At 72.5% G+C, this 23,178-nt stretch carries 19 protein-coding genes; 9 read left to right on the top strand and 10 right to left on the bottom strand.

Going from position 1 to position 23,178, the window contains the following annotated elements; translation table 11 throughout:
* Positions 1-6: 6 nt before the first annotated feature.
* The 5 genes from EDF40_RS04660 to EDF40_RS04640 all read left to right on the top strand — a co-directional run bounded on the left by EDF40_RS04660 (position 7) and on the right by EDF40_RS04640 (position 6,101).
* The gene (locus EDF40_RS04660; RefSeq protein ID WP_123338945.1) at positions 7-1,143 is read left to right on the top strand and encodes a 5-(carboxyamino)imidazole ribonucleotide synthase; all 1,137 of its coding nucleotides are present in this window, start codon (positions 7-9) and stop codon (positions 1,141-1,143) included.
* 274 nt (positions 1,144-1,417) lie between these two features.
* Complete coding sequence (locus EDF40_RS19380; RefSeq protein ID WP_221180446.1) at positions 1,418-3,391, top strand: glycoside hydrolase family 6 protein; 1,974 nt, start codon at positions 1,418-1,420, stop codon at positions 3,389-3,391.
* A gap of 66 nt (positions 3,392-3,457) precedes the next feature.
* The gene (locus tag EDF40_RS04650; RefSeq protein ID WP_123338946.1) at positions 3,458-4,579 is read left to right on the top strand and encodes a glycosyltransferase; all 1,122 of its coding nucleotides are present in this window, start codon (positions 3,458-3,460) and stop codon (positions 4,577-4,579) included.
* A gap of 55 nt (positions 4,580-4,634) precedes the next feature.
* The gene (gene purE, locus EDF40_RS04645) at positions 4,635-5,102 is read left to right on the top strand and encodes a 5-(carboxyamino)imidazole ribonucleotide mutase (RefSeq protein ID WP_123339067.1); all 468 of its coding nucleotides are present in this window, start codon (positions 4,635-4,637) and stop codon (positions 5,100-5,102) included.
* A gap of 237 nt (positions 5,103-5,339) precedes the next feature.
* On the top strand, positions 5,340-6,101 hold the full coding sequence (locus EDF40_RS04640) for a glycoside hydrolase family 16 protein (RefSeq protein ID WP_123338947.1): 762 nt from the start codon (positions 5,340-5,342) through the stop codon (positions 6,099-6,101).
* Positions 6,102-6,125: 24 nt separating this feature from the next.
* On the opposite strand, the gene EDF40_RS04635 is transcribed toward EDF40_RS04640, so the two are convergent.
* Both EDF40_RS04635 and EDF40_RS04630 read right to left on the bottom strand, forming a co-directional pair.
* Positions 6,126-7,268 carry a glycosyltransferase family 1 protein gene (locus tag EDF40_RS04635; protein ID WP_123338948.1) on the bottom strand — a complete coding sequence of 381 codons (1,143 nt, stop codon included), beginning with the start codon at positions 7,266-7,268 and terminating at the stop codon, positions 6,126-6,128.
* Positions 7,269-7,325: 57 nt separating this feature from the next.
* Entirely contained in the window at positions 7,326-8,381 is a 1,056-nt protein-coding gene (locus tag EDF40_RS04630) for a YbhN family protein (RefSeq protein ID WP_123338949.1), read from the bottom strand.
* A 29-nt stretch (positions 8,382-8,410) separates the two neighbouring features.
* On the opposite strand from EDF40_RS04630, the gene EDF40_RS04625 reads away from it, so the two are divergent.
* Positions 8,411-9,589 (top strand): glycosyltransferase family 4 protein, encoded by a 1,179-nt coding sequence (locus EDF40_RS04625; protein WP_123338950.1) that lies wholly within the window; start codon positions 8,411-8,413, stop codon positions 9,587-9,589.
* Positions 9,590-9,593: 4 nt separating this feature from the next.
* Here EDF40_RS04625 and EDF40_RS04620 read toward each other — a convergent pair whose 3' ends face one another.
* From EDF40_RS04620 to EDF40_RS04595, 6 genes are read right to left on the bottom strand one after another with little or no spacing between them, the layout of a single operon-like run.
* On the bottom strand, positions 9,594-10,751 hold the full coding sequence (locus EDF40_RS04620) for an acyltransferase (RefSeq protein ID WP_123338951.1): 1,158 nt from the start codon (positions 10,749-10,751) through the stop codon (positions 9,594-9,596).
* A 23-nt stretch (positions 10,752-10,774) separates the two neighbouring features.
* Positions 10,775-11,725, bottom strand: coding sequence for an NAD(P)-dependent oxidoreductase (locus EDF40_RS04615; RefSeq protein ID WP_123338952.1), 951 nt, complete (start codon positions 11,723-11,725; stop codon positions 10,775-10,777).
* Positions 11,722-12,573 carry a dTDP-4-dehydrorhamnose reductase gene (rfbD, locus tag EDF40_RS04610; protein WP_123338953.1) on the bottom strand — a complete coding sequence of 284 codons (852 nt, stop codon included), beginning with the start codon at positions 12,571-12,573 and terminating at the stop codon, positions 11,722-11,724. The genes EDF40_RS04615 and rfbD overlap by 4 nt, the downstream gene beginning before the upstream one ends.
* Positions 12,574-12,617: 44 nt before the next feature.
* The gene (gene rfbB, locus EDF40_RS04605) at positions 12,618-13,604 is read right to left on the bottom strand and encodes a dTDP-glucose 4,6-dehydratase (protein ID WP_123338954.1); all 987 of its coding nucleotides are present in this window, start codon (positions 13,602-13,604) and stop codon (positions 12,618-12,620) included.
* A gap of 49 nt (positions 13,605-13,653) precedes the next feature.
* A complete protein-coding gene (locus EDF40_RS04600) occupies positions 13,654-16,578 on the bottom strand; it encodes a hypothetical protein (RefSeq protein ID WP_123338955.1) in 2,925 nt (974 codons plus the stop codon).
* Positions 16,568-17,509: a glycosyltransferase family 2 protein gene (locus EDF40_RS04595; protein ID WP_123338956.1), complete on the bottom strand. Its 942-nt coding sequence runs from the start codon at positions 17,507-17,509 to the stop codon at positions 16,568-16,570. Before EDF40_RS04595 ends, EDF40_RS04600 begins: the two co-directional genes overlap by 11 nt.
* Positions 17,510-17,638: 129 nt before the next feature.
* On the opposite strand from EDF40_RS04595, the gene EDF40_RS04590 reads away from it, so the two are divergent.
* The 3 genes from EDF40_RS04590 (at position 17,639) to EDF40_RS04580 (ending at position 21,064) form a co-directional block, all read left to right on the top strand.
* The gene (locus EDF40_RS04590; RefSeq protein WP_123338957.1) at positions 17,639-18,247 is read left to right on the top strand and encodes a dTDP-4-dehydrorhamnose 3,5-epimerase family protein; all 609 of its coding nucleotides are present in this window, start codon (positions 17,639-17,641) and stop codon (positions 18,245-18,247) included.
* A gap of 22 nt (positions 18,248-18,269) precedes the next feature.
* On the top strand, positions 18,270-19,133 hold the full coding sequence (gene rfbA, locus EDF40_RS04585) for a glucose-1-phosphate thymidylyltransferase RfbA (RefSeq protein WP_123338958.1): 864 nt from the start codon (positions 18,270-18,272) through the stop codon (positions 19,131-19,133).
* 128 nt (positions 19,134-19,261) lie between these two features.
* Entirely contained in the window at positions 19,262-21,064 is a 1,803-nt protein-coding gene (locus EDF40_RS04580; protein WP_123338959.1) for a glycosyltransferase, read from the top strand.
* A gap of 37 nt (positions 21,065-21,101) precedes the next feature.
* On the opposite strand, the gene EDF40_RS04575 is transcribed toward EDF40_RS04580, so the two are convergent.
* Together EDF40_RS04575 and EDF40_RS04570 are read right to left on the bottom strand one after the other, a co-directional pair.
* Complete coding sequence (locus EDF40_RS04575) at positions 21,102-21,956, bottom strand: glycosyltransferase family 2 protein (protein WP_123338960.1); 855 nt, start codon at positions 21,954-21,956, stop codon at positions 21,102-21,104.
* Positions 21,953-23,119: a glycosyltransferase family 1 protein gene (locus EDF40_RS04570; RefSeq protein WP_221180447.1), complete on the bottom strand. Its 1,167-nt coding sequence runs from the start codon at positions 23,117-23,119 to the stop codon at positions 21,953-21,955. Before EDF40_RS04570 ends, EDF40_RS04575 begins: the two co-directional genes overlap by 4 nt.
* Positions 23,120-23,178: the final 59 nt, after the last annotated feature.

Here is a 23,178-nt window from a genome sequence, read left to right as displayed (position 1 = left end):
CACAGCATGGCGTTGCGCGTCGGGGTCATCGGCGGAGGACAGCTGGCACGGATGATGGTGCCGGCCGCCGTCGAGCTGGGGATCGACATCCGGGTCCTCGCCGAGGGACCGGGCATGTCGGCATCGATCGCCGCCACGGCCGAGGGCGACTACCACGACGTCGAGACCGTCCTGGCGTTCGCCCGCGACGTCGACGTCGTCACCTTCGACCACGAGCACGTGCCGCAGGACGTCCTGCGCGCCCTGGTCGACGCCGGCGTCGCCGTGCGCCCCGGCCCGGGCCCGCTCGCGGTCGCCCAGGACAAGATCACCATGCGCACGAAACTCAGCGAGCTCGGCCTGCCCGTGCCGGACTGGGCGGCGGTGCACGACCCGGACGAGCTTCGCGCGTTCCTCGACGAGCACGGCGGCCGTGCGGTCGTCAAGACGCCGCGCGGCGGCTACGACGGCAAGGGCGTCCGGGTCGTGTCGGACCCCTCCGACGTCGACGACTGGTTCATCGCCGTCGCCGAGGCCGGTGGCGGCCAGGCGCTGCTCGCCGAGGAACTCGTGCCGTTCACCCGCGAACTCGCGCAGTCCGTTGCCCGACGGCCCTCCGGTCAGGTCGTCGCCTGGCCCCTCGTCGAGACCGTGCAGCGCGACGGGGTCTGCGCCGAGGTCATCGCCCCGGCACCCGACAGTGCCGGACGCATCGCCGACGTGACCGAGTCGATCGCGGTCCGGATCGCCGAGGAGCTCGGGGTCACCGGTGTCCTGGCCGTCGAGCTGTTCCAGACCGACGACGAGCGCATCCTGATCAACGAGCTCGCGATGCGCCCGCACAACACCGGGCACTGGACGATCGACGGTGCGACGACGAGCCAGTTCGAGCAGCACCTGCGTGCCGTGCTCGACCTGCCGCTCGGCGCCACGGGCTCGTTCGCCTCGGCCGCGGTGATGGTCAACGTGCTCGGCGGACCGGCCGACGGCGACCTCGCCGCCCGGTACCCGGCGGCACTCGAGGCCTTCCCCGAGGCGAAGTACCACTTCTACGGCAAGGCACCACGACCCGGTCGGAAGATCGGACACGTCACGGTGCTCGGCGACGACGTCGACGACGTCGTCTACCGGGCGCGCGCGGCCGCGGCGCACTTCGACGACTGACACCGGGTCCGTCGACCGGGCGGATGACGGACGGGGCCCACGCCGCCGGTACCGGAGCGACGCGCCAGCGGTGGTCCGGCCGTGCCGGTGACGGGAGGCCCGTGGCGACGCCGCCACGGGCCTCCCGTCCGTCTGCGGGTCGCGTCCAGGGCTCAGATGCGTCCCCAGGGCTGCCGACACCCGCTCGGGTGGCACCCGCACTGGCGGGTGGTGACCGGCAGCGGCCCGTGTTCCCATGGACCGGTCAGGGGTCGACCGTCCGAGGAGTGTGTCCATGCGCCGCCGTCCGCGCCGTGCTGTCGTCTGCGGCACCGCCGTCGCACTCACCGCCCTCGCCGGCGCGCTGCTGCCGGTGAGCGGCGCGTCCGCTGCCACGTCCGCCACGACGATCCGGTCCGCATCGGCTGCGTCGCTGTACGGTGCCGGTCCGTACCGGTCACCCACGAGCGAAGCAGCCAAGGCGGCCACCGCGCTCGCCACCGCGGATCCCGCCGGTGCCGCCGCGGCCTCGACGATCGCGCGGTACCCCGTCGCGACCTGGCTCGGCGAGTGGACCCAGGGCGCCCAGTTGACCAGGACGATCAGCGCTGCGGTCACCGGCGCCGACGATTCCGGTACCACCCCGGTGTTCGTGTTGTACGCGATCCCGGACCGGGACTGCGGCGGGTACTCCGCCGGTGGGTTCTCGGAAGCCTCCTACGACGCCTGGGTCGACCAGGTGACCGCCGCGCTCGCTGGACACCGCGCCGCCGTCGTCGTCGAGCCGGACTCGCTCGCGATGCTCAGCAACGCGAAGTGCAGCACCACGCTCGACGAACAGCGCTACCGGATACTCTCCCGCACCGTCGCCGGGCTCACCGCCGCAGGCGTGCCGGCGTACCTCGACGCCGGCAACTCCAACTGGGTGCCGCCGGCGACCATGGCGGCCCGGCTGAACAGCGCGGGCGTGCAGCAGGCCCGCGGGTTCTTCACCAACGTCGCGAACTACTACCCGACCGCCCAGGAGCAGGCCTACGCGCAGAAGGTGTCCGCGGCGACCGGGGGCTCGCACTACGTGATCGACACCTCGCGGAACGGCCAGGGCTGGCGGGGGACCTGGTGCAACGGTCCCGGCGCCGGGCTCGGCACCTCGCCCCGGGTCGTCGCCGACGGCACCGCCCTCGACGCCCTGCTGTGGGTGAAGACCCCCGGCGCGAGCGACGGCACCTGCAACGGTGCCCCGGCCGCGGGCACGTGGTGGTCCGCCTACGCCCAGGCCCTGGTCGCGAACGCCCGGCTCGGCGCACCCGCGGCCGACCTGGCGCCCCGGGGATCGCTCGAGGTCGTCGCCGGCACCGGGGGCGGCGTGCGGGTGACGGGGTGGGCCTACGACGAGGACGACCCCACGCAGTCCGTCCAGGTGCGCGCGACCGTCGACGGCGCGGCGGCCGGCACCACCAGCGCGGACGGCGACCGACCCGACGTCGACGCGGTCGCCGGGGTGGGCCGGGCCCACGGGTTCTCGGCCGTGGTCCCGGCCGCCGAGGGCACGCGCCGCGTCTGCGTGACGGCGGTGAACACCGGCGCCGGCTCCGACACGACGCTCGGTTGCGCGTCCGTCCGGGCGTACCGGCACGACCCGTCCGTCGCGCTCGAGTCGGCGCAGGTCGCGGTCGGCGGCATCGCGGTCAGCGGGTGGGCCTTCGACGGGGACGACGTGACGAGCACCACCGCCGTCGCGTTCACGGTCGACGGGAAGGCCGTGTCGACCCTGTCGGCCGGCCGTGCGCGGGCCGACGTCGACCGCATCTGGGGAGCGGGGCCGTCGCACGGGTTCGCGGGGACCGTGACGGCCGGTGCGGGCAAGCACACCGTCTGCGCGGTCGCGCGGAACGTCGGGCCGGGTGCCGATCGCGTGTCGAGCCCGTGCCGGACGGTCACCGTGCCCGTCGCCGCGCCGGTCGGTCGGCGGGACGCGGTCTCCTCCGACGCGGCCGGCCGGGTGCGCGTGCGCGGCTGGACCTTCGACCGCGACGCCCTCGAGCGTCCGGTCACCGTGCGCGTGACGGTCGGTGGCTCGGTCGTCGGGAACGTGGTCGCGGACCGGAAGCGGAGCGACGTGGACCGGGTGCACGGCGGCGGTGCGCAGCACGGGTTCGACGGCGTGGTGCGGGTCGCCGCCGGCAGCCGATCGGTGTGCCTGACCGCGGTCGGGATCGGCCGGGGCGGCGACACGTCGCTCGGGTGCGCGACGGTGCGGGTGCGCTGAGGCACGGCGCGCCTGCGACGTGGCGCGTGCGGGCGCGCCCGTGGCTCGGTGCGGGAGGATGGCGGCATGCCACGTGATCTCGTCCGCCGGGCCGCTCGCCGACTCCGTCGCGCCGTCGTCGGCACGCCGACCCGCCCCGAGCCGTCGTCGGTGCTCGCTCGTGCGCCGCTGCCGGTGCTCGGGTACGTCGTCGCCGGTGCGGACGGTGCGCATCCGGCGTCCGCTCACGTGCGCGTCGTCCGGCGCACCGAGCACCTGGCGGCGAGCGGCACGACAGCGGTTCGCCAGGTCGACCCGGCGGCGTTCGTCCACGGGACCGACACCACCGCGTACGCCGCCGTGCTGGTGCAGCGCGACATCCTGCCGCGCGACGCCGTGCAGCCGTTCCTCGACGCCGCCGCAGCCCGCGGGGTCCGCGTCGTCGGCGAGGTCGACGATGACTTCTTCACCGAGTCCGGGCGCCGACGGCTCGCACGGGCCGAGTACGACCCGGACCGACTCGCCTCGATCGACGCGCTGGTCCGCGGCGCCGACACCGTGGTGGTGAGCACACCGGAACTCGCCGACGTCGTGCGCCCGGTCGCCCGCGACGTCACGGTCGTGCCGAACGCCCTGGACCCCGGGCTCTGGACCCCGGTCGCCGCAGAGCACGACGACGAGCGCCCCGACGGTGAGCACCGGGTGCTCTACATGGGCACGCTCACCCACGCCGCCGACCTCGAACTCCTGCGCGACGTGTTCACCGACCTGACGACCGCGGACGGCACACCGATCCGGCTCGAGGTCATCGGGGTGACCGCCGAGGGCGGTGCCGACTGGTTCCGCCGGGTCGAGGTGCCGGACGGCCACTACCCGGCGTTCTCCCGCTGGCTCGTCGCCCACCGCGAACGGTGGCGCGCCGGTGTCGCCCCGTTGCGCGACGAGGAGTTCAACCGTGCCAAGAGCGACCTGAAGTTCCTGGAGTACACCGCGCTCGGGCTCCCCGCGGTCGTCTCGGACCGGCCGTCGTACGCCCTGGCCCGGGCGCACGGAGCCGTCGTCGTCCCCGACGACCCCGCAGCCTGGCGGGACGCCGTGCGTGCCGCCGTCGAGCGCGGGACGGCCGACGAACGGGCCGTCCGGTGGGTCACGGGGGAGCGGACGATCGGCCGCGAGGACGACGCCTGGCGCCGGGTGCTGCTCGGCTAGGCTCGTCCGCGTGACCGACACCGCCGCACCCGCTCAGCCGCTCGTCTCGATCATCATGGGGTCGGACTCCGACTGGCCGACGATGCGCGCGGCGGCGGACATCCTCGCCGAGCTCGGCATCCCGTTCGAGGCGGACGTCGTGTCGGCGCACCGCACGCCCGACAAGATGACCCGGTTCGCCCGCGGTGCCGCCGACCGTGGCATCCGCGTCGTGATCGCCGGGGCCGGCGGTGCGGCGCACCTGCCGGGCATGGTCGCGTCGATGACGACGCTCCCCGTGATCGGTGTGCCCGTGCAGCTCGCCCGACTCGACGGCCTCGACTCCCTGCTGTCGATCGTGCAGATGCCCGCCGGCATCCCCGTCGCGACGATGGCCATCAACGGCGCGGCGAACGCCGGGCTGCTCGCCGCGCGCATCATCGGGTCCTCCGAGCCCGCCGTCGCCGCACGTCTGGCGGAGTACGCGATCGGGCTCGAGCGCCTGGTCGAGGAGAAGGCCGCGCGCCTCCGCGACTCGCTCTGACGGCCGTCGTCGACCCGGATCGCGCCCCCGGACGGGGGACGGACGACGGTGCTGAACGGGTCCTCACGGTGGCAGACGGAACGGTCTGCAACCCCCGCGTACTGGGGATAAAGCGACCCTGTCAACCCCGCGCGCTGGCTGCATTCAACAACTACCTTGTACCGCGGGAGGCCGAACGCCGGCCCTCCGGCACCCACGGGAACGGGTGCCGACCGTCACGTCAGGGAGTGACAACGCATGCAGAAACGCGCCACGAAGCGAGCCGCACTCACCGTCGTGCTCCTCAGCGCCGCGCTCGTCGCGGGGCCGCTCGGTCAGGGGACCACCGCGACGGCAGCCACCACCTCGGCGCCGGTCGGCAACATCGGCAAGTTCACACAGACCTTCCGCGAGGACTTCCGGACCACCGCCGCAGCCAAGGGGAAGTTCGCGAAGTCCTACGCCAAGTCGTGGCAGCCGTACCCGGACGGCACGGGCGGCATGTACTACTCGGGGACCCAGATCAGCGCGATCAACGGCTCGATGGACGTGCGGCTCGACGGCAAGCGCGGCGCCGCCGGCACCTTCGGGTCGCCGACCGGAGCATGGGGCCACAAGGGCGGGAAGTTCACCGTCCGTGCGATGGCTGCCGGCGGCAACGGGAACGGCGCCGCGTTCATGCTCTGGCCGTCCTCGGACACGTGGTCCGACGGCGAGATCGACTACCCCGAGTCGAACTTCGAGACCGCGCCGATGCTGCACCACCACTCGATGACCCCCGGCCGCGAAGCGACGGCGACGAGCCTGAGCACCGGGACGACCTGGCGGTCGTGGCACACCTACTCGATCGAGTGGATCCCCGGCAAGTCGGTGTCGTACTCCCTCGACGGCAAGGTCATCAAGACGGTCACGAAGGACGTCCCGACGACCGCGCACCGGTACATGTTCCAGGTGGGCAACTGGGGCGGCGTCGGGCACCTGTACATCGACTGGGTCACCACGTACTCGTACACGGGCTGAGGCGGTCCGGGCGGTCGGACCGCCTCAGAGGTCCGCGTGCAGCTGCCAGGTCTCGGCGGCCGAGTCGGCCCAGTCGTACATCCGGGCTCGGTCGGGTCCGGCGACGGCGAGCTGACCGGCCAGCAGCGGGTCGTTGACGACCTGGTAGACGGCCTGCGCGAGGCGCTCGGGGTACGACTCCCGCGGCCCGCGGGCGACGGTCACCCCGGCGTCCGAGGCGACCTCGGCCACGGCCGGGTCGTCGGAGTGCACCACCGGCGTCCCGAAGCTCATCGCCTCGATGACGGGCAGCCCGAACCCCTCGGCCAGGCTCGGGAACACGAAGACGGTGGCACGGTCGTACGCGACGGCGAGGTCGGCGTCGTCGATGCGGCCGAGCACCTTCACCCGGTCGCGCGAAAGTCCGGCGCGCTCGGCGGTGCCGTACACGTCGACGTCGCCCCAGCCGTCCGGTCCGGAGATCACGAGGGGGATGTCGGCGGGGGCGTCCGGGTGGGCGAGCGCCTCGATCAGCGACGCGAGCGCCTTGCGGGGCTCGAGGGTGCCGACCGCCAGGACGTACCGGTCGGGCAGGCCGAGCCGCTCGGCGCGGACGTCGGCGTCGACCGGCAGGCGGAGCCGGCCGCTCGGAGCGCCGCCGATGACCCGGAGACGCTCGTCGAACCGGTGGATCTCGTTCAGGGCGCTCGCGACCGCGTGGGTGGGCACCACGACGGCGTCGGCGTGCTTCCACGCCCGCTTCACCATCGCCTTGTGGAAGTGGACGCCGCGCGGCGTCAGGGTCTCCGGGTTGGTCCACGGCACCGTGTCGTGCACGGTGACGACCGTCTGGCGGCCCGGGTCCTGGAAGCGGTTGTGCTTCACCAGGGGCGCGAGGACGCTCGGTGCGTGCACCATGCCCTTCGCGACGCCGCCGACGACTCCGCCCTGCCAGGCGAGCGAGAGCTCACGGCGCGGCAGCGCGAGGCGGTCGAGCTCCACCAGTCCGGGCAGGAGCGTGCGGATGTGGGCGAGCTCGTCGCGGCTGACCGCCGACACGATGCCGGCGACGTCGCAGCCGGCCGGGGCGTTGTCGATCAGGTGACGGGTGAGCTCTTCGGCGTAGCGACCGATCCCGCCCGGGACCGGTGCGACGACCTGGTCCACGACGACGTGCAGAGTGGTCATGCGGTGCGCCTCCTCGTGGTGCTGCCGTGCGCACGGCGCGGTCGGTAGCCGACCATATCAGTCGGTTCGGGGAGGGACCGGAGCGCCGCCGCGACGTGCGACGGCGGCCGTCACCCGACGGTGCCGGGCCGCGAGCACCGCACCGGCACCGGCGAGCACGACGTCGCCGATCGTCATGAACACCCGGCTGATGACGGCGAGGGCGAGGGGGGCAGAGCCGCCGGCGACGCTGCCGAGGAGGAGCACCAGGATGCCCTCACGCGGCCCGATGCCGGCCGGGGCGATGACGACGACGAACCCGACGAGCCACGCCACGGCGTAGGCGCCGACGGCCACGGGGAACAGCGTCGGCGAGTCGGCCCCGAACACCCGCAGCACCACGGTCGCCTGCACGCCGTACGCCACCCACATCACGAGCGACCAGACCAGCGACATCGCCGTGCCGGACCAGGTGAGCGTGGTGTCCTGGGCGGGACGGCGGAGCACACGGAACGCCAGCGCGATGAGCCGACCGAGCACGGGCGGCGTCAGGCACACGAGCCCGATCACGATCACGGGGATGAGCCACCAGAAGGTCGCGAACCCGGTCGACGACGCGAGGAGCACCGCGATGATCCCGACGATCGCGGCAGTGACCATGCTGACGAGCATCGAGGCGAGCGCGGCGACGGCGCTGCCGGTGCGCTGGAGCCCGTGCGCCCGCCCGAGCTCGGCCTGGGCGGCGATCGACCACACGCCGCCGGGGATGTACTTGCCGAGTTGGCCGACGAAGAAGATGGACGACGCTGCGGCGAGCCGGACGTGATAGCCGCTGGCTGCCATCATCGCGCGCCACGACAGCATGTTCGCGACCAGGGCGACGATCGTGAAGACGATGCCGACGAGGACGGTGAGCGCGTCGAGCCGGCCGAAGTCGCGGGCGATGGCGTCCCACTGGCGCGCGATGCTCCAGACGAGGAACGCCACGGCCACGACGGCCGCCACCCACTTCACCACGGTGAGCACGCGGGCGCGCCGACCCCTGGTCGGGACCGCGCCGATCGCGGCGTCGGAGGAGGTGTCGAGCGGGTCCTGGGACCCCGCGGCCGACCCCGTAGGCTGTTGTGCGTCCATCGACCGACAACTCTAAGGGAGCGCGCTGGATGCGACCCGATCCGGATCTCCGTCCGACCCTCCTCGTCGCTGCGTCGACCTTCCCGGCTGAGGCCGGCGACGGCACGCCCGGCTTCGTCCTCGACCTGGCGATCGCGCTGTCGGACGAGTACCGCGTCGTGGTGGTCGCCCCGATGACGAAGGGTGCCAGCGCACACCAGCGGATCGGTGACGTCGAGGTCCGGCGGTACGGGTACTTCCCGGCCCGCTGGCGCGACCTCGCCGACGGCGCCATCGTCGACAACCTCAAGGCGAAGAAGTCCCGCTGGTTGCAGGTGCCGTTCTTCTTCGTGTCCATGGCAGCCGCCCTCCGACGCGAGCGACGCCGCTCGCAGCCGGACGTCGCGCTGCTGCACTGGATCATCCCCCAGGGCGCCGTCGGTCAGCTCGTGCTCGGCGACCTGCCACGTGTGGTGACCACGCTGGGTGGCGACCTCTACGCCCTGCGTCACCCGCTCCTGCAGGCCGTCAAACGGTCCGTGATCCGCAGCGCCGCCTCCGTCACCTGCATGAGCACCGACATGGCGCAGGAACTCGGCAAGCTCGGCGCCCGCGACGAGCAGGTGCACGTCGTCCCGATGGGCGTCGACCTCGACCCGATCACGCGCGCCGTCGAGCGCGAGACGCGTGTGCCCGGTCGGGTCCTCTTCGTCGGCCGACTCGTCGAGAAGAAGGGCGCCACCGTCCTGCTCGACGCCCTCGACCGGATGACCGAGCAGCCGGCCCAGGTCGCCGTGGTCGGCGACGGCCCGTTGCGTGCGCAGCTCGAGGGACGTGCGGGCTCGGTCGTGACGTTCCTCGGCGCGCGCGGCAAGGAAGCGCTCGCGGCGGAGTACGCGACGGCCTCCATCGCGCTCTACCCGTCCGTGCCGGCCGCGAACGGCGACCGCGACGGCCTGCCCGTCGCCCTGCTCGAGGCCATGTCCGCCGGCTGCGCGATCGTGGCGTCGGCGGTGCCCGGCATCGTCGACGTCATCGAGGACGGTGTGAACGGTCTGCTCGTCGCTCCCGGCGACGCCGGCGCGCTGGCCTCGGCGGTCGACCGCCTGCTCGCCGACCCGGAGCTCGCCGAGCGGCTCGGCCGCGCTGCCGCGCAGACCGCCGCCGCGCACACCGTCGAGGCCGTCGGCGACCGCTACCGCGACCTGCTCGCCGCCGCGCGCGCCTGAGCCGCTAAGCCGCCCGGCGGTCGTCGTCCCGCAGACCGGCGTCCGCGCCGTCGTCGCGCGGAGCGGCCGGCCCCACGCGCCCCCGGCGCACGGTGATGGTCTTCGCCACGCGCTTCGCCAGGCGGTGCGCCGGCAGCTCGACGAGCCGCGCGAAGAGCCCGGCGACGACGACCGCCACGGGGATCGCGATGATCGGGGTCAGCCACGGCACCGACGTCGGCAGCAGGAGCGCGACCGACACCGTGATCGGCTCGTGCACCAGGTACAGGCTGAACGACAGCCGGCCGAGGGCTCGCGGCACGGGCCCGAGCATGACCCGTTCCGCCGGCAGCCACTTGCCGCACAGGAGCACGATGAGACCTGCCGAGGCGAGGACCACGATCGGCACGTGCAGCCCGACCATCGAGCGGGGGACCCACCACTCGAAGGTGATGCCGAGCACCGCCAGCGCGGCGAGGACCCACCCCGGACCGCGTCGGATCTCGGGGATCCGTTCCCAACCGGCGGCGAGGGCCGAGCCGAGCAGGAACATCGGCAGGTACATCAGCCAGTCCTCGTGGACCTGTCGCCCGTACGCCGACAGCAGCAGCGCGGCGACGGCCGTGAGCCACCAGACCCGGCTGGTCGCCTTCGCCAGGAGCACGAACACCGGCAGCAGGAGCGAGAACGCGACCTCCCACGTCAGGGACCACAGGGGGCTGTTCAGCCGCGTGGGCGACCACAACGTCACGTCGCCCAGCAGCCCGCCGGCGGTGAGCGGCTCGACGTGTCGGAGCAGCCAGCCCGACGCACCGGGGTCGGCGGTCCGCGGCACGAGCAGGAACAGGACCAGTGCGAGTGCGACCGAGGCGACCACCGGCACGTAGAGCCGCAGGAGCCGGCTCGGGTAGTACGCGAACCAGTCCTGCGCGCGTCGGAGCGACGGGAGCGTCAGGACGAAGCCGCTCAGCACGAAGAAGACGAAGACGGCCTCGCCGCCGGCCCAGAACAGGTGCAGTGGGGAGTCCACGAGCCACGCGCGGCTGGACGGCACCGGCAGACCGTTGTTGCCGTCGGACAGCGACGGGACGACGAGCAGGCCGTGGTGGATCAGGACGACGGCAGCGGCGACGCCGCGGAGCCCGTCCAACGACCCGATGCGGCCGGCGGGTCGATCACGCATGACGTGATCCTACTGCGCCGTGCCTACTGTTCCGCGTGGTCGGCCCCGGCTGGTGCGTGGTCCGCGCGGATCGCGTCGACGGTCGCCGCGACGCCCTGCCCGAAGGGGACGAAGGTGCGTTCGCCGACCTGTGGGAGCACGTCGGACCGCATCCGCAGGTCGAGCCCCTGGAAGGTGGCGGACGGATCTGCGCCCTCCCGGATGTCGAGGCGAGTGCCGAGTGCGTGCTCCACGGCGTCGATCACGTCCGCGATGGTGGCCGGTTGCCCCGACGCGAGGATCTTCGTCACGACGGGCGTCGCTGCGGCGTCCTGCTCGACGAGGTCGAGGGTCCGGAGCACCATGTCCACGGCGTCGTCGATGTACAGGTAGTCGCGTGTGGTCGACATCGGCACGTAGATCGACGACGGGCGACCCTCGAGGTGCGCGAGGGTCAACTGCGAAACGAGCCCCTGCGGCTTGCGCAGGTTCGCCCCCGGCCCGTACAGGTTCGAGATCCGACCGACCACGAGACGCGAGCCGGTGTCGTGCGCCCACTCGCGGAACTGTCCCTCGACCGCCAGCTTCGCGTGCCCGTACGGGGCGAGCGGCACGGGTTCGGTCTGCTCGTCGAAGGGCGGTGTCGCGCTACCCGCGTACACCGCGCCGGCGGAGGAGGCGAAGAACACCGTGCCGGCACCGGACCGGTCGTCACGGGTGGCGTCGAGCACCCGTGCGATGAGTCGCTGCTCGGCGTCGAAGACGTCGGCACCGGTCGCGACGACGCCGGTCCCCGCGCACCACAGCAGCCGCCACGGTTCCGGACCGGAGCGGACCACGCGGAGGGCGTCGACCAGCGCGGAAACCGCAGCGTCCTGGTCGTCCCAGGGCACGCGCGCGACGAGCGGGTCGGTTCCGGACGCCACGAGCGACCGGCGGACCGCTCCGCCGAGGAACCCGCCGGCGCCGACCACCAGGGTGGACGGCACCGTCATGCGCTGAAGACCCCGGCGGCGGTCGCAGCGTGCAGCGCCTCGCGCCAGTCGCGCATCGGCGCCAGGCCGGCGCGGGACCAGCCGTCGTGGCCGAGGACGCTGTAGGCGGGGCGGGGTGCCGGACGGACGAAGGCGGCGCTGTCGGTCGGCAGGACCCGCTCCGGGTCGAGGCCGTTCTCCGAGAAGATCGCCCGGGTGAAGTCGTACCACGACCCCTGCCCGCTGTTCGTGCCGTGGTAGATCCCGGCCGGGGCGTCGCCGTCGACCAGCGCGATGATCCGTGCCGCCAGGTCACCGGTCCACGTGGGCTGCCCGACCTGGTCGGTGACGACGCTCACCGTCTCGTGGGACGCCGCGAGCCGGAGCATCGTCGCCGCGAAGTTCGGACCGTGTGCGCCGTAGATCCACGCGGTGCGGACCACGTACGACGAGTCCGGTGCGATCTCGCGCACCAGGGCCTCGCCGGCCGCCTTGGACCGTCCGTACGCGTTGACCGGGTCGGTCGGCGCGTCCTCGGCGTACGGCGCGGTGCCGTTGCCGTCGAAGACGTAGTCGGTCGAGACGGTCACGAACTTCGCCCCGTGCCGCACGGCGGCCTCGGCGAGCAGCGCCGGACCGGTCGCGTTCACCGCGTGGGCGGTGTCCTCGTGTGACTCGGCGTCGTCCACCTTGGTGTACGCGGCCGAGTTGATGACGACGTCGTGCCCGGCGACCGCGGCGTCCACGGCCGCCGGGTCCGTGATGTCCAGCTCGGCACGGGAGCGCGCCGTGACCTCGCGGCCGGCCAGGGCCTGTCGCAGGTCGTGGCCGAGCATGCCGGCGGCGCCGGTGATGAGGTACCGGGTCATGGTGTCGCTTCCGTGTCGGTGGTGGTCGGGTGGGGGACCGCTGCTCAGGAGAGCGCGGCACGCTCCTTGAGGGGCTCCCACCAGGTGCGGTTGTCGCGGTACCACTGCACGACGTCGGCGAGGCCCTGCTCGAACGGCACCTGCGGCTCGTACCCGAGCTCTGCCTGGATCTTCGAGATGTCGACCGAGTACCGGAGGTCGTGGCCGAGGCGGTCGGCGACGCGGTCGACGTACGACCAGTCCTTGCCGGTCGCGTCGAGCAGGAGCTGCGTGAGCTCCTTGTTCGTCAACTCGGTACCGCCGCCGATGTTGTAGATCTCGCCGGCGCGGCCCTTGGTGAGCACGAGCGCGATGCCACGGGTGTGGTCGTCGACGTGCAGCCAGTCGCGGATGTTGTTGCCCTCGCCGTACAGCGGCACGTGCCGGTCGTCGATGAGGTTCGTGACGAACAGCGGGATGACCTTCTCGGGGAAGTGGTACGGCCCGTAGTTGTTCGAGCAGCGGGTGATCGAGAGGTTCAGCCCGTGGGTCCGGTGGTAGCTGCGCGCGAGCAGGTCGCTGCCGGCCTTCGACGCCGAGTAGGGCGAGTTCGGCTCGAGCGGGCGCTCCTCGTCCCACGAACCCTCGCTGATCGAGCCGTAGACCTCGTCGGTGGACACGTGCACGAAGCGCTCGGTGCCGTGGCGGAGCGCCGCGTCGAGCAGGCGCTGCGTGCCGACGACGTTGGTCTCGACGAAGATGCCGGAGTCGCGGACCGAACGGTCGACGTGGGACTCGGCGGCGAAGTGCACGATCGCGTCGATGCCCGGGATGACCTCGTCGAGCTTCGCGGCGTCGCGGATGTCGCCCTCGACGAAGGTGTAGCGCGGGGAGTCCGACACCGGGGCGAGGTTCGCCAGGTTGCCCGAGTAGGTCAGGGCGTCGTAGACGACGACCTCGGCACCCTCGAGTCCGGGGTAGGCGTCCTGCAGGGTGCGTCGGACGAAGTTCGAGCCGATGAAGCCGGCTCCGCCGGTGACGAGGATCTTCACGTGATCTGGTTCCTTTTCGGAGTCGGTGACGGTGGATCGATTGACGATGCTAGTGGGTCGCGCTCGCGGCGTCGTCGCCCGGTCGCCTGCGGCGGCGTCGGACGAGCACGGTCACGACGGTGCAGGTGAGGATCGTGAGCAGGACCGTGGCGCCGCTGAGCAGGTACCCGGTCCGAGCTCCCGGCACCGCGTACTGCAGTGCGACGGTGTGCTCGCCCGCCGGCACCCAGACCGCACCGCCGGCGTCGTCGGCTGCCACCAGGTCCGTCGGCGCACCGTCGACGGTGGCCGTCCACCCCGCTCGCTGCAGGGAGTCGGAGACGACCACCCAGCCGGCTGCGGTGGCGTCGACCTTCGCGACGGTCCGGTTGACATCGTCGCCCTGGACGGTGATCCGTGCGGTGCCGTCCGGGTCGGCGGTGTGGCTCGACGGCTTGCTGAGGACGACCGTGGACGCCGGCAACGACTTGTCGGCGAGGGTCCGGATGCGTGCGGTGGCGGTCCGTTCGACGACCTGGTCGGAGGCCCACCGCACCCGGTCCACGGCGTCGCTGCGCTCGTAGATCGTCGCGTCGCCGGTGTGCACGACCGTCACGCCGTCGCCGTCGTCCGGGCGCGTGATGCTCATCACGGCGTCGCCGGCGTCGTCCGTGCCGATCGGGACGAGCTTGTCCTGCCCGGTGACGCTGATCCGGATGTGCCACGAGGTCGAGGCCGGGATCTCCGAACCCTCGAGCGCGACGTTCCGTGGCCCACCGAGCCCGGGGACCCAGCTCGACGTGGACGCGAGCGTCTCGCCGGAGTCGTCTGCGACGATCGCGACCTCGAGCGTCATGCCCCCGGCGGAGGTCGTGGGCGCCGGCGGCCCGGTGAACGTGACGCCGTTGACGGGTCCGGTGTGGCTCGCCGAGTCGACCGACGGGTTCGCCGCGGTCAGGTCGGACCACTTCGTCTGGGAAGCGCCCGGCTCGGCCGTGCCGGCGAGTGGCGCGGACGGGTCGGCCACCAGGTACTTCGTGCTGACCCGGTCGAGGATCCCCGACGTGGCGAGTGACGGGATGAGGTTCGGCTCGAACGACAGGTACGTCGCCGTCGGGTAGGTGTCCGGGTCGACCGCCCGCATCAGTTCCTTCCACTGGGCGGTCTGGAAGGCGTGGCCGGTGGTCTCGCGGATCTCGTAGTACGACGACGACCCGGGGAGCATCGCGCTGCCGGTGGTGGCGTAGCGGCCCTGGTCGGCGACGTGCTTCCGCAGGTAGTCGATCGCCGGGGTGGTCGGGTAGAACGTCGACGTCGGCGCGATCGGCCACCAGGGCTGCGTCGCGATGGCGGCGGGCACCGCGACGAGGGCGACGACGCCGACCGACGCGATCGTCGTCAGGACCCGAGACCGCAGCACCCACACGAGCAGGACGAGCACCACGGTGGCGGCGCCGAAGATCCCCACCCAGAGGATCTCGACCTTGGTGCGGTGCACGTACTCCTCGGAGATGAGCGGGATCGCGAGCAGCGTCTGCGCGCCGACCCCGACCGCCACGAAGAGCACCACGGCGATCGCCAGGACGCGACCGGTGCGTCGGAGCGGTCCTGCTGCCCGGAAGCGCGCGAACTCGTCACGCAGGTTCTCGGGCTGCGCCACGCGGCCGAAGCCGACCCCGGCCAGCGCGGCCGCGAGGAACAGCACGACGACGCGTGCGCGGCCGATCGGGTTGGTGTCGAACACCGGGAGCTCGCGGACGGCCGACAGGACGGGGCCGCCCAGGTAGACGATGACGACGGCGAGCGCGAGCATCGCCGCGACCATCGCGACGACGCCGTGCGTGCGGCGTCGGACGAGGTCGTGCCGTGCCCGGACGTCCGGGGCGGCGTCCTCGGTCCGGAGCGCCGGGGTGGGGAGCGCCGGTCGGATGAGGACCGCCGCTGCGATGAGCACCACGGCGGCGATGCCCAGGTACGAGTACTCCTCGACCGGGTTGCGGATGCCCCACGCCGGCCCGGTGCTCTGCACGAACGAGATGTCCGGCACCCAGGCGCTGACGAGCGGTGGGGTACCGAGACCGTTCGGGCCGCTCTGCCCGCGTCCGCTGAAGTCGACCAAGCTCGTCGCGTTGATGGCGAACGGGACGAGTTGCCAGGCGGACAACAGCAACCCGAACACGATGCCGCCGACCGCGATGACCCCGCTGCGCACGACGGGCAGCACGCGGCGGTGGGCGACGATCGTCCGGACCAGGAAGTACAGGCCGCCGATGAAGAGCGCGTACCCGACGATCGCGGGGAAGCCGCCGAGCAGCATCGACGCGAGCGGGACCCCCACCGCGATGACGTCGCGCGCGCGGAGCTCCACCGCGGCACGGTCGATCGCCCAGAACAGCAGCGGGATGCAGGCCGCCACACGGGTCTGCGGCCAGTTCGCCCACGCGACCATGAAGCCGGACGACGAGTAGACCAGGGCGGCGATCGCCCAGCCGGCGCGGGGGACGCCCCACCGGCTCAGCAGGAGCGACATGCCGACGGTGACGACGACGACCTCGAGCAGCTTCACCATGCCGGGCGCGTACGACAGCGGCAGGAACCACCACGGCAGCGAGAGCGGCGACCAGGCACCGGAGTCGGGGATCCCGCCGAGTTCGGCGCCGCCCGCGACGTAGGGGTTCCACGCGGCGAAGACGCCCTCGTGGGCCAGGCGGGTGAGGAGCGAGGTCTGCGGTGCGACCGTGTCGATCGTGTCGCTGTTGAGGATGTTCGTCGACGTGGTCATCGACCGGAGCGACTCGCCCCACGGGGTGTACCGGGCCAGGAGTCCGGTGTTGAGGAAGGTGCCGTGCCCGATCAGGGCAGGACCGAGGGTCCAGACGACGAAGGCGGCGAGCCCCGCCCAGGCGGCGATCTCCACCCAGCTGCCGGGGCGGCGCAGCCAGAGCGCGAAGCGGGTCCGTCGGTCGAGCACGGACGCGCCGCGCTCAGTCGCCATACCGCTGCAGTTTCTGCAGGTCGAGCTGCTCCTCGGCCAGCGTCCGGTTCAGCCTGGTCAGGTCGGCGACGACGCCGATCACGATGCTCAGGACCGCGGTGATGAGGAGCACGACGCCCAGGATGATGGACTGCAGGTGGTTGCCACCGGTGTGCATCGTGAGGAGGACGAGGTACCGGACGAGCGGCCAGGCGCCGAGGACGCCGAGGATCGCGGCCACCCACAGGAACAGCGCCATCGGCCGGTACATCAGGTACACGCGGGCGATCGCCGAGCCGGACTGGAACATGTGCTGCCAGATGTTCTTGAACAGCCGGGACTCGCGGGTCTTCGGGTTCGTCGTGATCGGCACGGACGCGATCGCCAGCCGCTTGTAGCCGGCCTGCACGATGGTCTCCATGCAGTAGCTGAAGCGCGTCACGATGTTCAGCCGGATGAGGGAGTACTTCGAGTACGCGCGGAACCCGCTGGCGGCGTCGGGCAGGTCGAGCCCCGCTGCACGGCTGGCGACCCACGAGCCGAAGCGCTGCATGAGCTTCTTGAAGCCCGAGAAGTGCTCGATCGTGCGCGTCTGCCGGTCGCCGATGACGATCTCCGCCTGCTTGCGCAGGATCGGCTGGACCAGCTCGGCGATCTGCGACTGCGGGTACTGGTTGTCGCCGTCGGTGTTCACGACGATGTCGGCCCCGTGCAACAGCGCGTAGTCGACGCCGTCACGGAACGAGCGGGCGAGCCCCATGTTCGTGGTGTGGTGCACGAAGTGCTTGACGCCGTGCTCCTTGGCGACCTCGACGGTGCGGTCGGTGCTGCCGTCGTTGATCACCAGGATCTCGATCTCGTCGATGCCGTCGATCTCCCGCGGGATGGAGTCGATGACGCTGGCGAGGGTGTTCTCCTCGTTGAGGCAGGGGATCTGGATGAAGAGCTTCACGGGTTCGCAGTGTCTCGTTTCTGGGGTCCGGCAGGTGCGCGAGGCCAGGACAGCCTATGCGAACCCACGGTTCGGTGCAGGTCCGGCCTGCCGACGGTGGTCGACCGGACGGCTTGGTAGGGTGCAGCAGTGCAGATCCGCGAACTGAAGATCCCCGGCGCGTGGGAGTTCACGCCCGTCCAGCACGGCGACGCACGAGGAGCATTCCTCGAGGCGTACCGCGCCGACGTCCTCGAAGAGACGGTCGGTCACCCACTGGACCTCCGACAGGTCAACATGTCGATCTCGGCGGCCGGCGTCGCCAGGGGCATCCACTACGCCCTCGTCGCGCCGAGCCAGGCGAAGTACGTCACCGCCGTCCGCGGGGCCTTCATCGACTACATCATCGACATCCGGGTGGGGTCGCCGACCTTCGGGCAGTGGGACTCCGTCCGCATCGACGACGTCGACCGCAAGGCCGTCTACCTGTCCGAGGGCCTCGGACACGCGATCGTCGCGCTCGAGGACCACTCCACCGTGAACTACCTCGTGAGCGCCCACTACAACCCCGAGCGCGAGAAGGGGATCACGATCCTCGACCCGACCGTCGGCCTCGAATTGCCCGAGGGCATCGGCGAGCTCGTGCTGTCCGACAAGGACACCAGCGCACCGACGCTCGACGAAGCCGCCGCAGCGGGTCTGCTGCCCATCTACGAGGAGTGCGTGGCCTACACCGAGTCGCTCCGCACGACGAAGTAACGAACGAAGGAAGCGCACTGCGATGAAGGGCATCATCCTCGCCGGGGGTTCCGGCACCCGTCTCTGGCCGATCACCAAGGGCATCAGCAAGCAGCTCATGCCGATCTACGACAAGCCGATGGTCTACTACCCGCTGTCGACGCTCATGATGGCCGGCATCCGCGAAGTGCTCGTCATCACGACGCCGGAGTACAACGAGCAGTTCAAGGCGCTGCTCGGCGACGGCTCCGCCCTCGGCATGGAGATCCAGTACGCCGTGCAGCCGTCCCCGGACGGGCTCGCGCAGGCGTTCGTCATCGGCGAGGACTTCATCGGCGACGACAGCGTCGCCCTCGTGCTCGGCGACAACATCTTCCACGGGACCGGCCTCGGCACGAGCCTGAAGAAGAACACCGAGGTCGCGGGTGCGACGATCTTCGCGTACCACGTGGCCGACCCGAAGGCGTACGGCGTCGTCGAGTTCGACGATGCCTTCACGGCGGTCTCCATCGAGGAGAAGCCGGCCGAGCCGAAGTCGAACTACGCCGTCCCCGGCCTGTACTTCTACGACAACAAGGTCATCGAGATCGCCAAGACGATCGAACCGAGTGCGCGCGGCGAGCTCGAGATCTCCACGGTCAACGAGCGCTACCTCGAGGCCGGCGAGCTCGGTGTCCAGGTCCTCGACCGCGGCACGGCCTGGCTCGACACCGGCACGTTCGAGTCGATGATGCAGGCGTCCGAGTACGTGAAGGTCATCGAGGACCGGCAGGGCTTCAAGATCGGGTGCATCGAGGAGATCGCCTGGCGCAACGGCTGGATCGACGACGAGCAGCTGTCCGCGCTCGCCGCACCGCTCGTCAAGGGCGGCTACGGCGTCTACCTCCAGCGCTTGCTCGGCGTCTAGTCACCGCTCGGCTGGTTTCCCGCATGGCCCCTGGTCCTGGCTGGTTTGGTCGCCGTCGTCGCGGGACGACGGCGTCCGTCCACCACGATCCCGTTCCAGCGCCCGCGACGCCGGCTGCCGTCGTCCGCGTGGCCGGTTTCGTGGGCCCGCTGTCGCAGCTCGACCGCGCGGTCACCGTGCTGCTGGTGAGCCGGTCCGACCGGTACGACCGGCTGCCGGCCGCGGTGACGGCGGCCCGTGTGGCGTTCGGCCCGGACGTCGACGTCCGGGCCGTCGGCTACGTGGCGGACGCATCACCCGTCGGGGAACCGGTCCGCGGTGTGCCGTGGGTGCTGCGCGAGCCGGTGGACGGCATCGGGTCCGCGATCAACGCGGGGGTCTCGTCCGGGGTGGGCCGGGTGCTGCTCGTCGTGGACTCCACCGTCGGCGTGACCGACCAGGACCTCCAGGTGCTCGCGGCCGCGGGCACCGACCGTGTGGCGCAGGCTCGCGTGTGGACGGCGGACGGCGGGCGCCGACACGGTGCTCGGCTGCTCCGGCCCGGGGCGCTGCCGTGGACCGACGACGGCACGGCCGGTGCGGGGTCGGGGGACCCTGGTGCACCGGACGCAGCGGCGCCCGTGGACGCCTCGGTCGCCGCGGCCGTCGACCGTGCCCGCCTCGCGGACGGCATCCGCACCGTGCCGGTCTTCGCGGCGGACCAGCCCGTGCTCGCCGTGCCGGGGTCCGCGCTGGTGCCGGCTCCGTGCCTCCCGGACGAACGGATGACGCTGACGGCCTGGAGCCGCGCGGTCGCGGACCGGACCGGGCACGCCGCCGTCGTCACCTGGGCCGTCGAGCGCTCCGCCGAGGCCGGCCGCACGGTCGACGGGGCCGTCGTCGACGCCTTCGCCGGCTGGCGGGACCGCCGGCCCGACCCGCGCGGGTTCGCCATCACGGCCGGGCCGCCGCTGCCGCCGTGGGGCGCGCGGCCCGTGGCACCGACGCCCCGCTCGCAGAGCGACGGCGACGAGCTGTCGTGGTCGCTCAAGATCGCCGCTCCCGCGGGGTCCGATGGTGACGGCTGGGGCGACGTGCACTTCGCGGCCGAGCTGGCCGGCGCCCTCGAGCGGCTCGGGCAGCGCGTCCGGATCGACCGGCGGGACGCCCACGTGCTGGACGACGACGCCGCCGACGACGTGACCCTGGTGATCCGCGGACTCGACCGGGTGCCGCCGAACCCGGCGTCCGTCAACCTGCTCTGGGTGATCAGCCACCCCGACGACGTCACGGACACCGAGCTGCGTTCCTTCGACGTCGCCTTCGCCGCCGGTCCGGTGTGGGCGGCTGCGGCCGGGGTGCGTTCGGGCGTACCGGTCCGGACGCTGTTGCAGGCGACCGACCCCGCGGTGTTCCACACGGGTGCGCGGTCGACGAGCAGTGCCGATGCCGACCGGGTGGTGTTCGTCGGGTCGACCCGCGGAGCCGCACGTCCGGTGGTGTCGGATGCGGTGGCGCTCGGTGCGGACCTGCGGGTGCACGGGCCCGGGTGGGGACCGCTCGTGCCGGCGGGGGCACTGGGTGAACCGTCGCTGAGCCGGGCCGAGGTCGCGACGGCCTACTCCTCGGCACGCCTGGTGCTCAACGACCACTGGCCGGACATGGCCGCTGGCGGCTTCGTGTCGAACCGGGTGTTCGACGTGCTGGCGTCCGGGGGAGTCGTCGTGACGGACGCGGTCGCCGGGCTCGCCGAGGTCCTCGACGTGCCGACCCTGGCGGTGGCGGGTTCCCGCGACGAGCTCGCCGTCCTGCTCGATCCGGCGCGACTGTGGCCGTCGGCTGCTGCGCGCGCCGTCGTGGCCGAGCGCATCGCCGCGGAGCACTCCTTCGACGCGCGCGCCGGGGTACTGCTCGAGGCGGCCCGCACCGAACGAGCCCGCCTGCGTCGCTGACCCCGGAGACCGACCGACCGACCGACCGGGGTGCCGGCTACTTGCGGGTGACCCAGCGGGCACGGAGCGACAGGCCGGCGCGCAGCACCAGGCGCAGCGGCAGCAGCCACCACGCCCCGTACTTGCGCGACAGGAACCGGTACGCGCTGCGGTGGTGCTCGATCTCCATCCGGCGCCGGTTCGACGACGTCGAGTGCGCCCCGGTGTGGGTGACCACGGCGCTCGGCACGTACACGTTCGCGCGACCGGAGCGACCGACACGCTGGCCCAGGTCGACGTCCTCGAAGTACATGAAGTACGACTCGTCGAAGCCGTCGAGCTGCCGGAACAGGTCGGTACGGATGAGGAAGCACGCGCCGGACAGCCAGCCGGCCTCACGTTCGACGACCTGCGTGGTGGACCAGTACCGCTGGCTCCACGGGTTGGCGGGCCAGAACCGCGAGAACGCCGCGTGGCCGAGGCCGGTCCGCAGCGAGGGCAGCTGGCGGGCGGACGGGTAGGTCTCGCCGTGGTCGTCGAGGATCCGCGGACCGAACGACCCGCCGGACGGCAGGCGGTCGGCGGCGGCGACGAGCGCGTCGATCGACCCCTCGCCGAGCACGACGTCGGGGTTCGTGACGAGCAGGAACTCGGGGCGGACGTCGGGCAGGACGTCGTCGAGGGCGCTCAGCGCGGCGTCGATGCCCCCGCCGTAGCCACGGTTGCCCCCCGATGACACCACGACGGCACCGTAGGACTCACCGATCGCCCGCAGTGCGTCGATGTCGGCTGACCCGTTGTCGGCGATCACGACGGCGACCGGCTCCGAGGACGCCGCCGCGACGCTCGCCAGGAACGGCCGGATGGTCTCGCCGGTGTTGTAGGTGACCGTCAGCACGGCGACGCGGATCACCGGGTACCCCCGGCCCGAGCGGCCTCGGCCACGGCCGAGTAGGCCTCGACGTGCACGGCTGCCGTGGCCTCCCACGTGAACGAGGCGGCCCGGGCCAGCGCGGCCGCCCGGTGCGACGCGACGAGCGACGGGTCGTCAAGCAGCCCCGTCATGGCGGACGCCAGTGCGGGGGCGGACGGCTCGGTGTACACGGCTGCGTCACCGCCGACTTCGGGCAGCGACAACCGGCGGGTGGTCAGGACGCACGCGCCGGAGGCCATCGCCTCGACCACCGGCAGGCCGAAGCCCTCGCCGAGGGAGGGGTAGACGACGAACTCCGCGCCGCCGAGGTAGCCCGCCAGGTCCTCGAGGGGCAGGTACCCGGCCTCGATCACGTGGTCGTCGGGCTGCAGGGCGTCGAGTCGTGCGATCGCGGCCTCGTCCCAGCCCCGGGCCCCGGACAGCACGAGCCACGGCGTGTCCGCACCCGCCGTCGTCCGCGCGGAGCGCACCGCGGCGTAGGCGTCGAGCAGTGCGGTGACGTTCTTCCGCGGCTCGATCGTGCCGAGGAACGCGATCCAGGGCGCGCCCTCGGGCAGCGTCGCCGCGATCCGGGCGTCCTCGACCTCGGCGGTGGTCGGCTCGTGGAAGACGGCACGGTCGACCCCGAGCGGTGCGACCCGGACGTCGGCGCGGATGCCGCCGACGACCCGCGCGGCCTCGGTCGCGGTGGCCGCGCTCGGCACGACGACGACCGGCCGGGTGCGCAGCGAACGACGGCTCCACCAGGTGAAGAACGTGCGCTTCAGCCGGGAGTGCCACTCGGGGTTCGAGAAGAAGGTGGCGTCGTGCAGGGTGACGACGGAGCCGCCGCGCCACGCGAACGGGAACGTGTAGTGCGGGGAGTGCAGTACCTGCGCGCCGAGGCGACGGCCCAGCGCCGGCAGTCCGGTCTGCTCCCACAGGAACCGGAGCGGCACGGAGTCGGTCCACCCCGGCGCGGTGTGCACGGTCGCGTGCGGCGCGACGGCGGCGAAGTGCGGAGCGTGCACGGGCCGGACGACCAGGTGGACGTCGAGCGACGGGTCGGTCAGGTGCGACACGACCCCCTCGACGTAGCGACCGACGCCGCCGAGTTCGCGCGGTACCGCGGTCCCGTCGACGAGGACGGTGAGCTGCGGCACGCGTGGGTCCTTCCGGACGGGGCCGCCGCGGTCGGGACCGTCGGCGGGGGAGTGGGAGT

It is taken from the genome of Curtobacterium sp. PhB170, assembly GCF_003752345.1.
Taxonomy (GTDB): Bacteria; Actinomycetota; Actinomycetes; order Actinomycetales; family Microbacteriaceae; genus Curtobacterium.
Note: the sequence above shows the minus strand (reverse complement) of the source record. Positions and strands in the feature narration are given on the sequence as shown.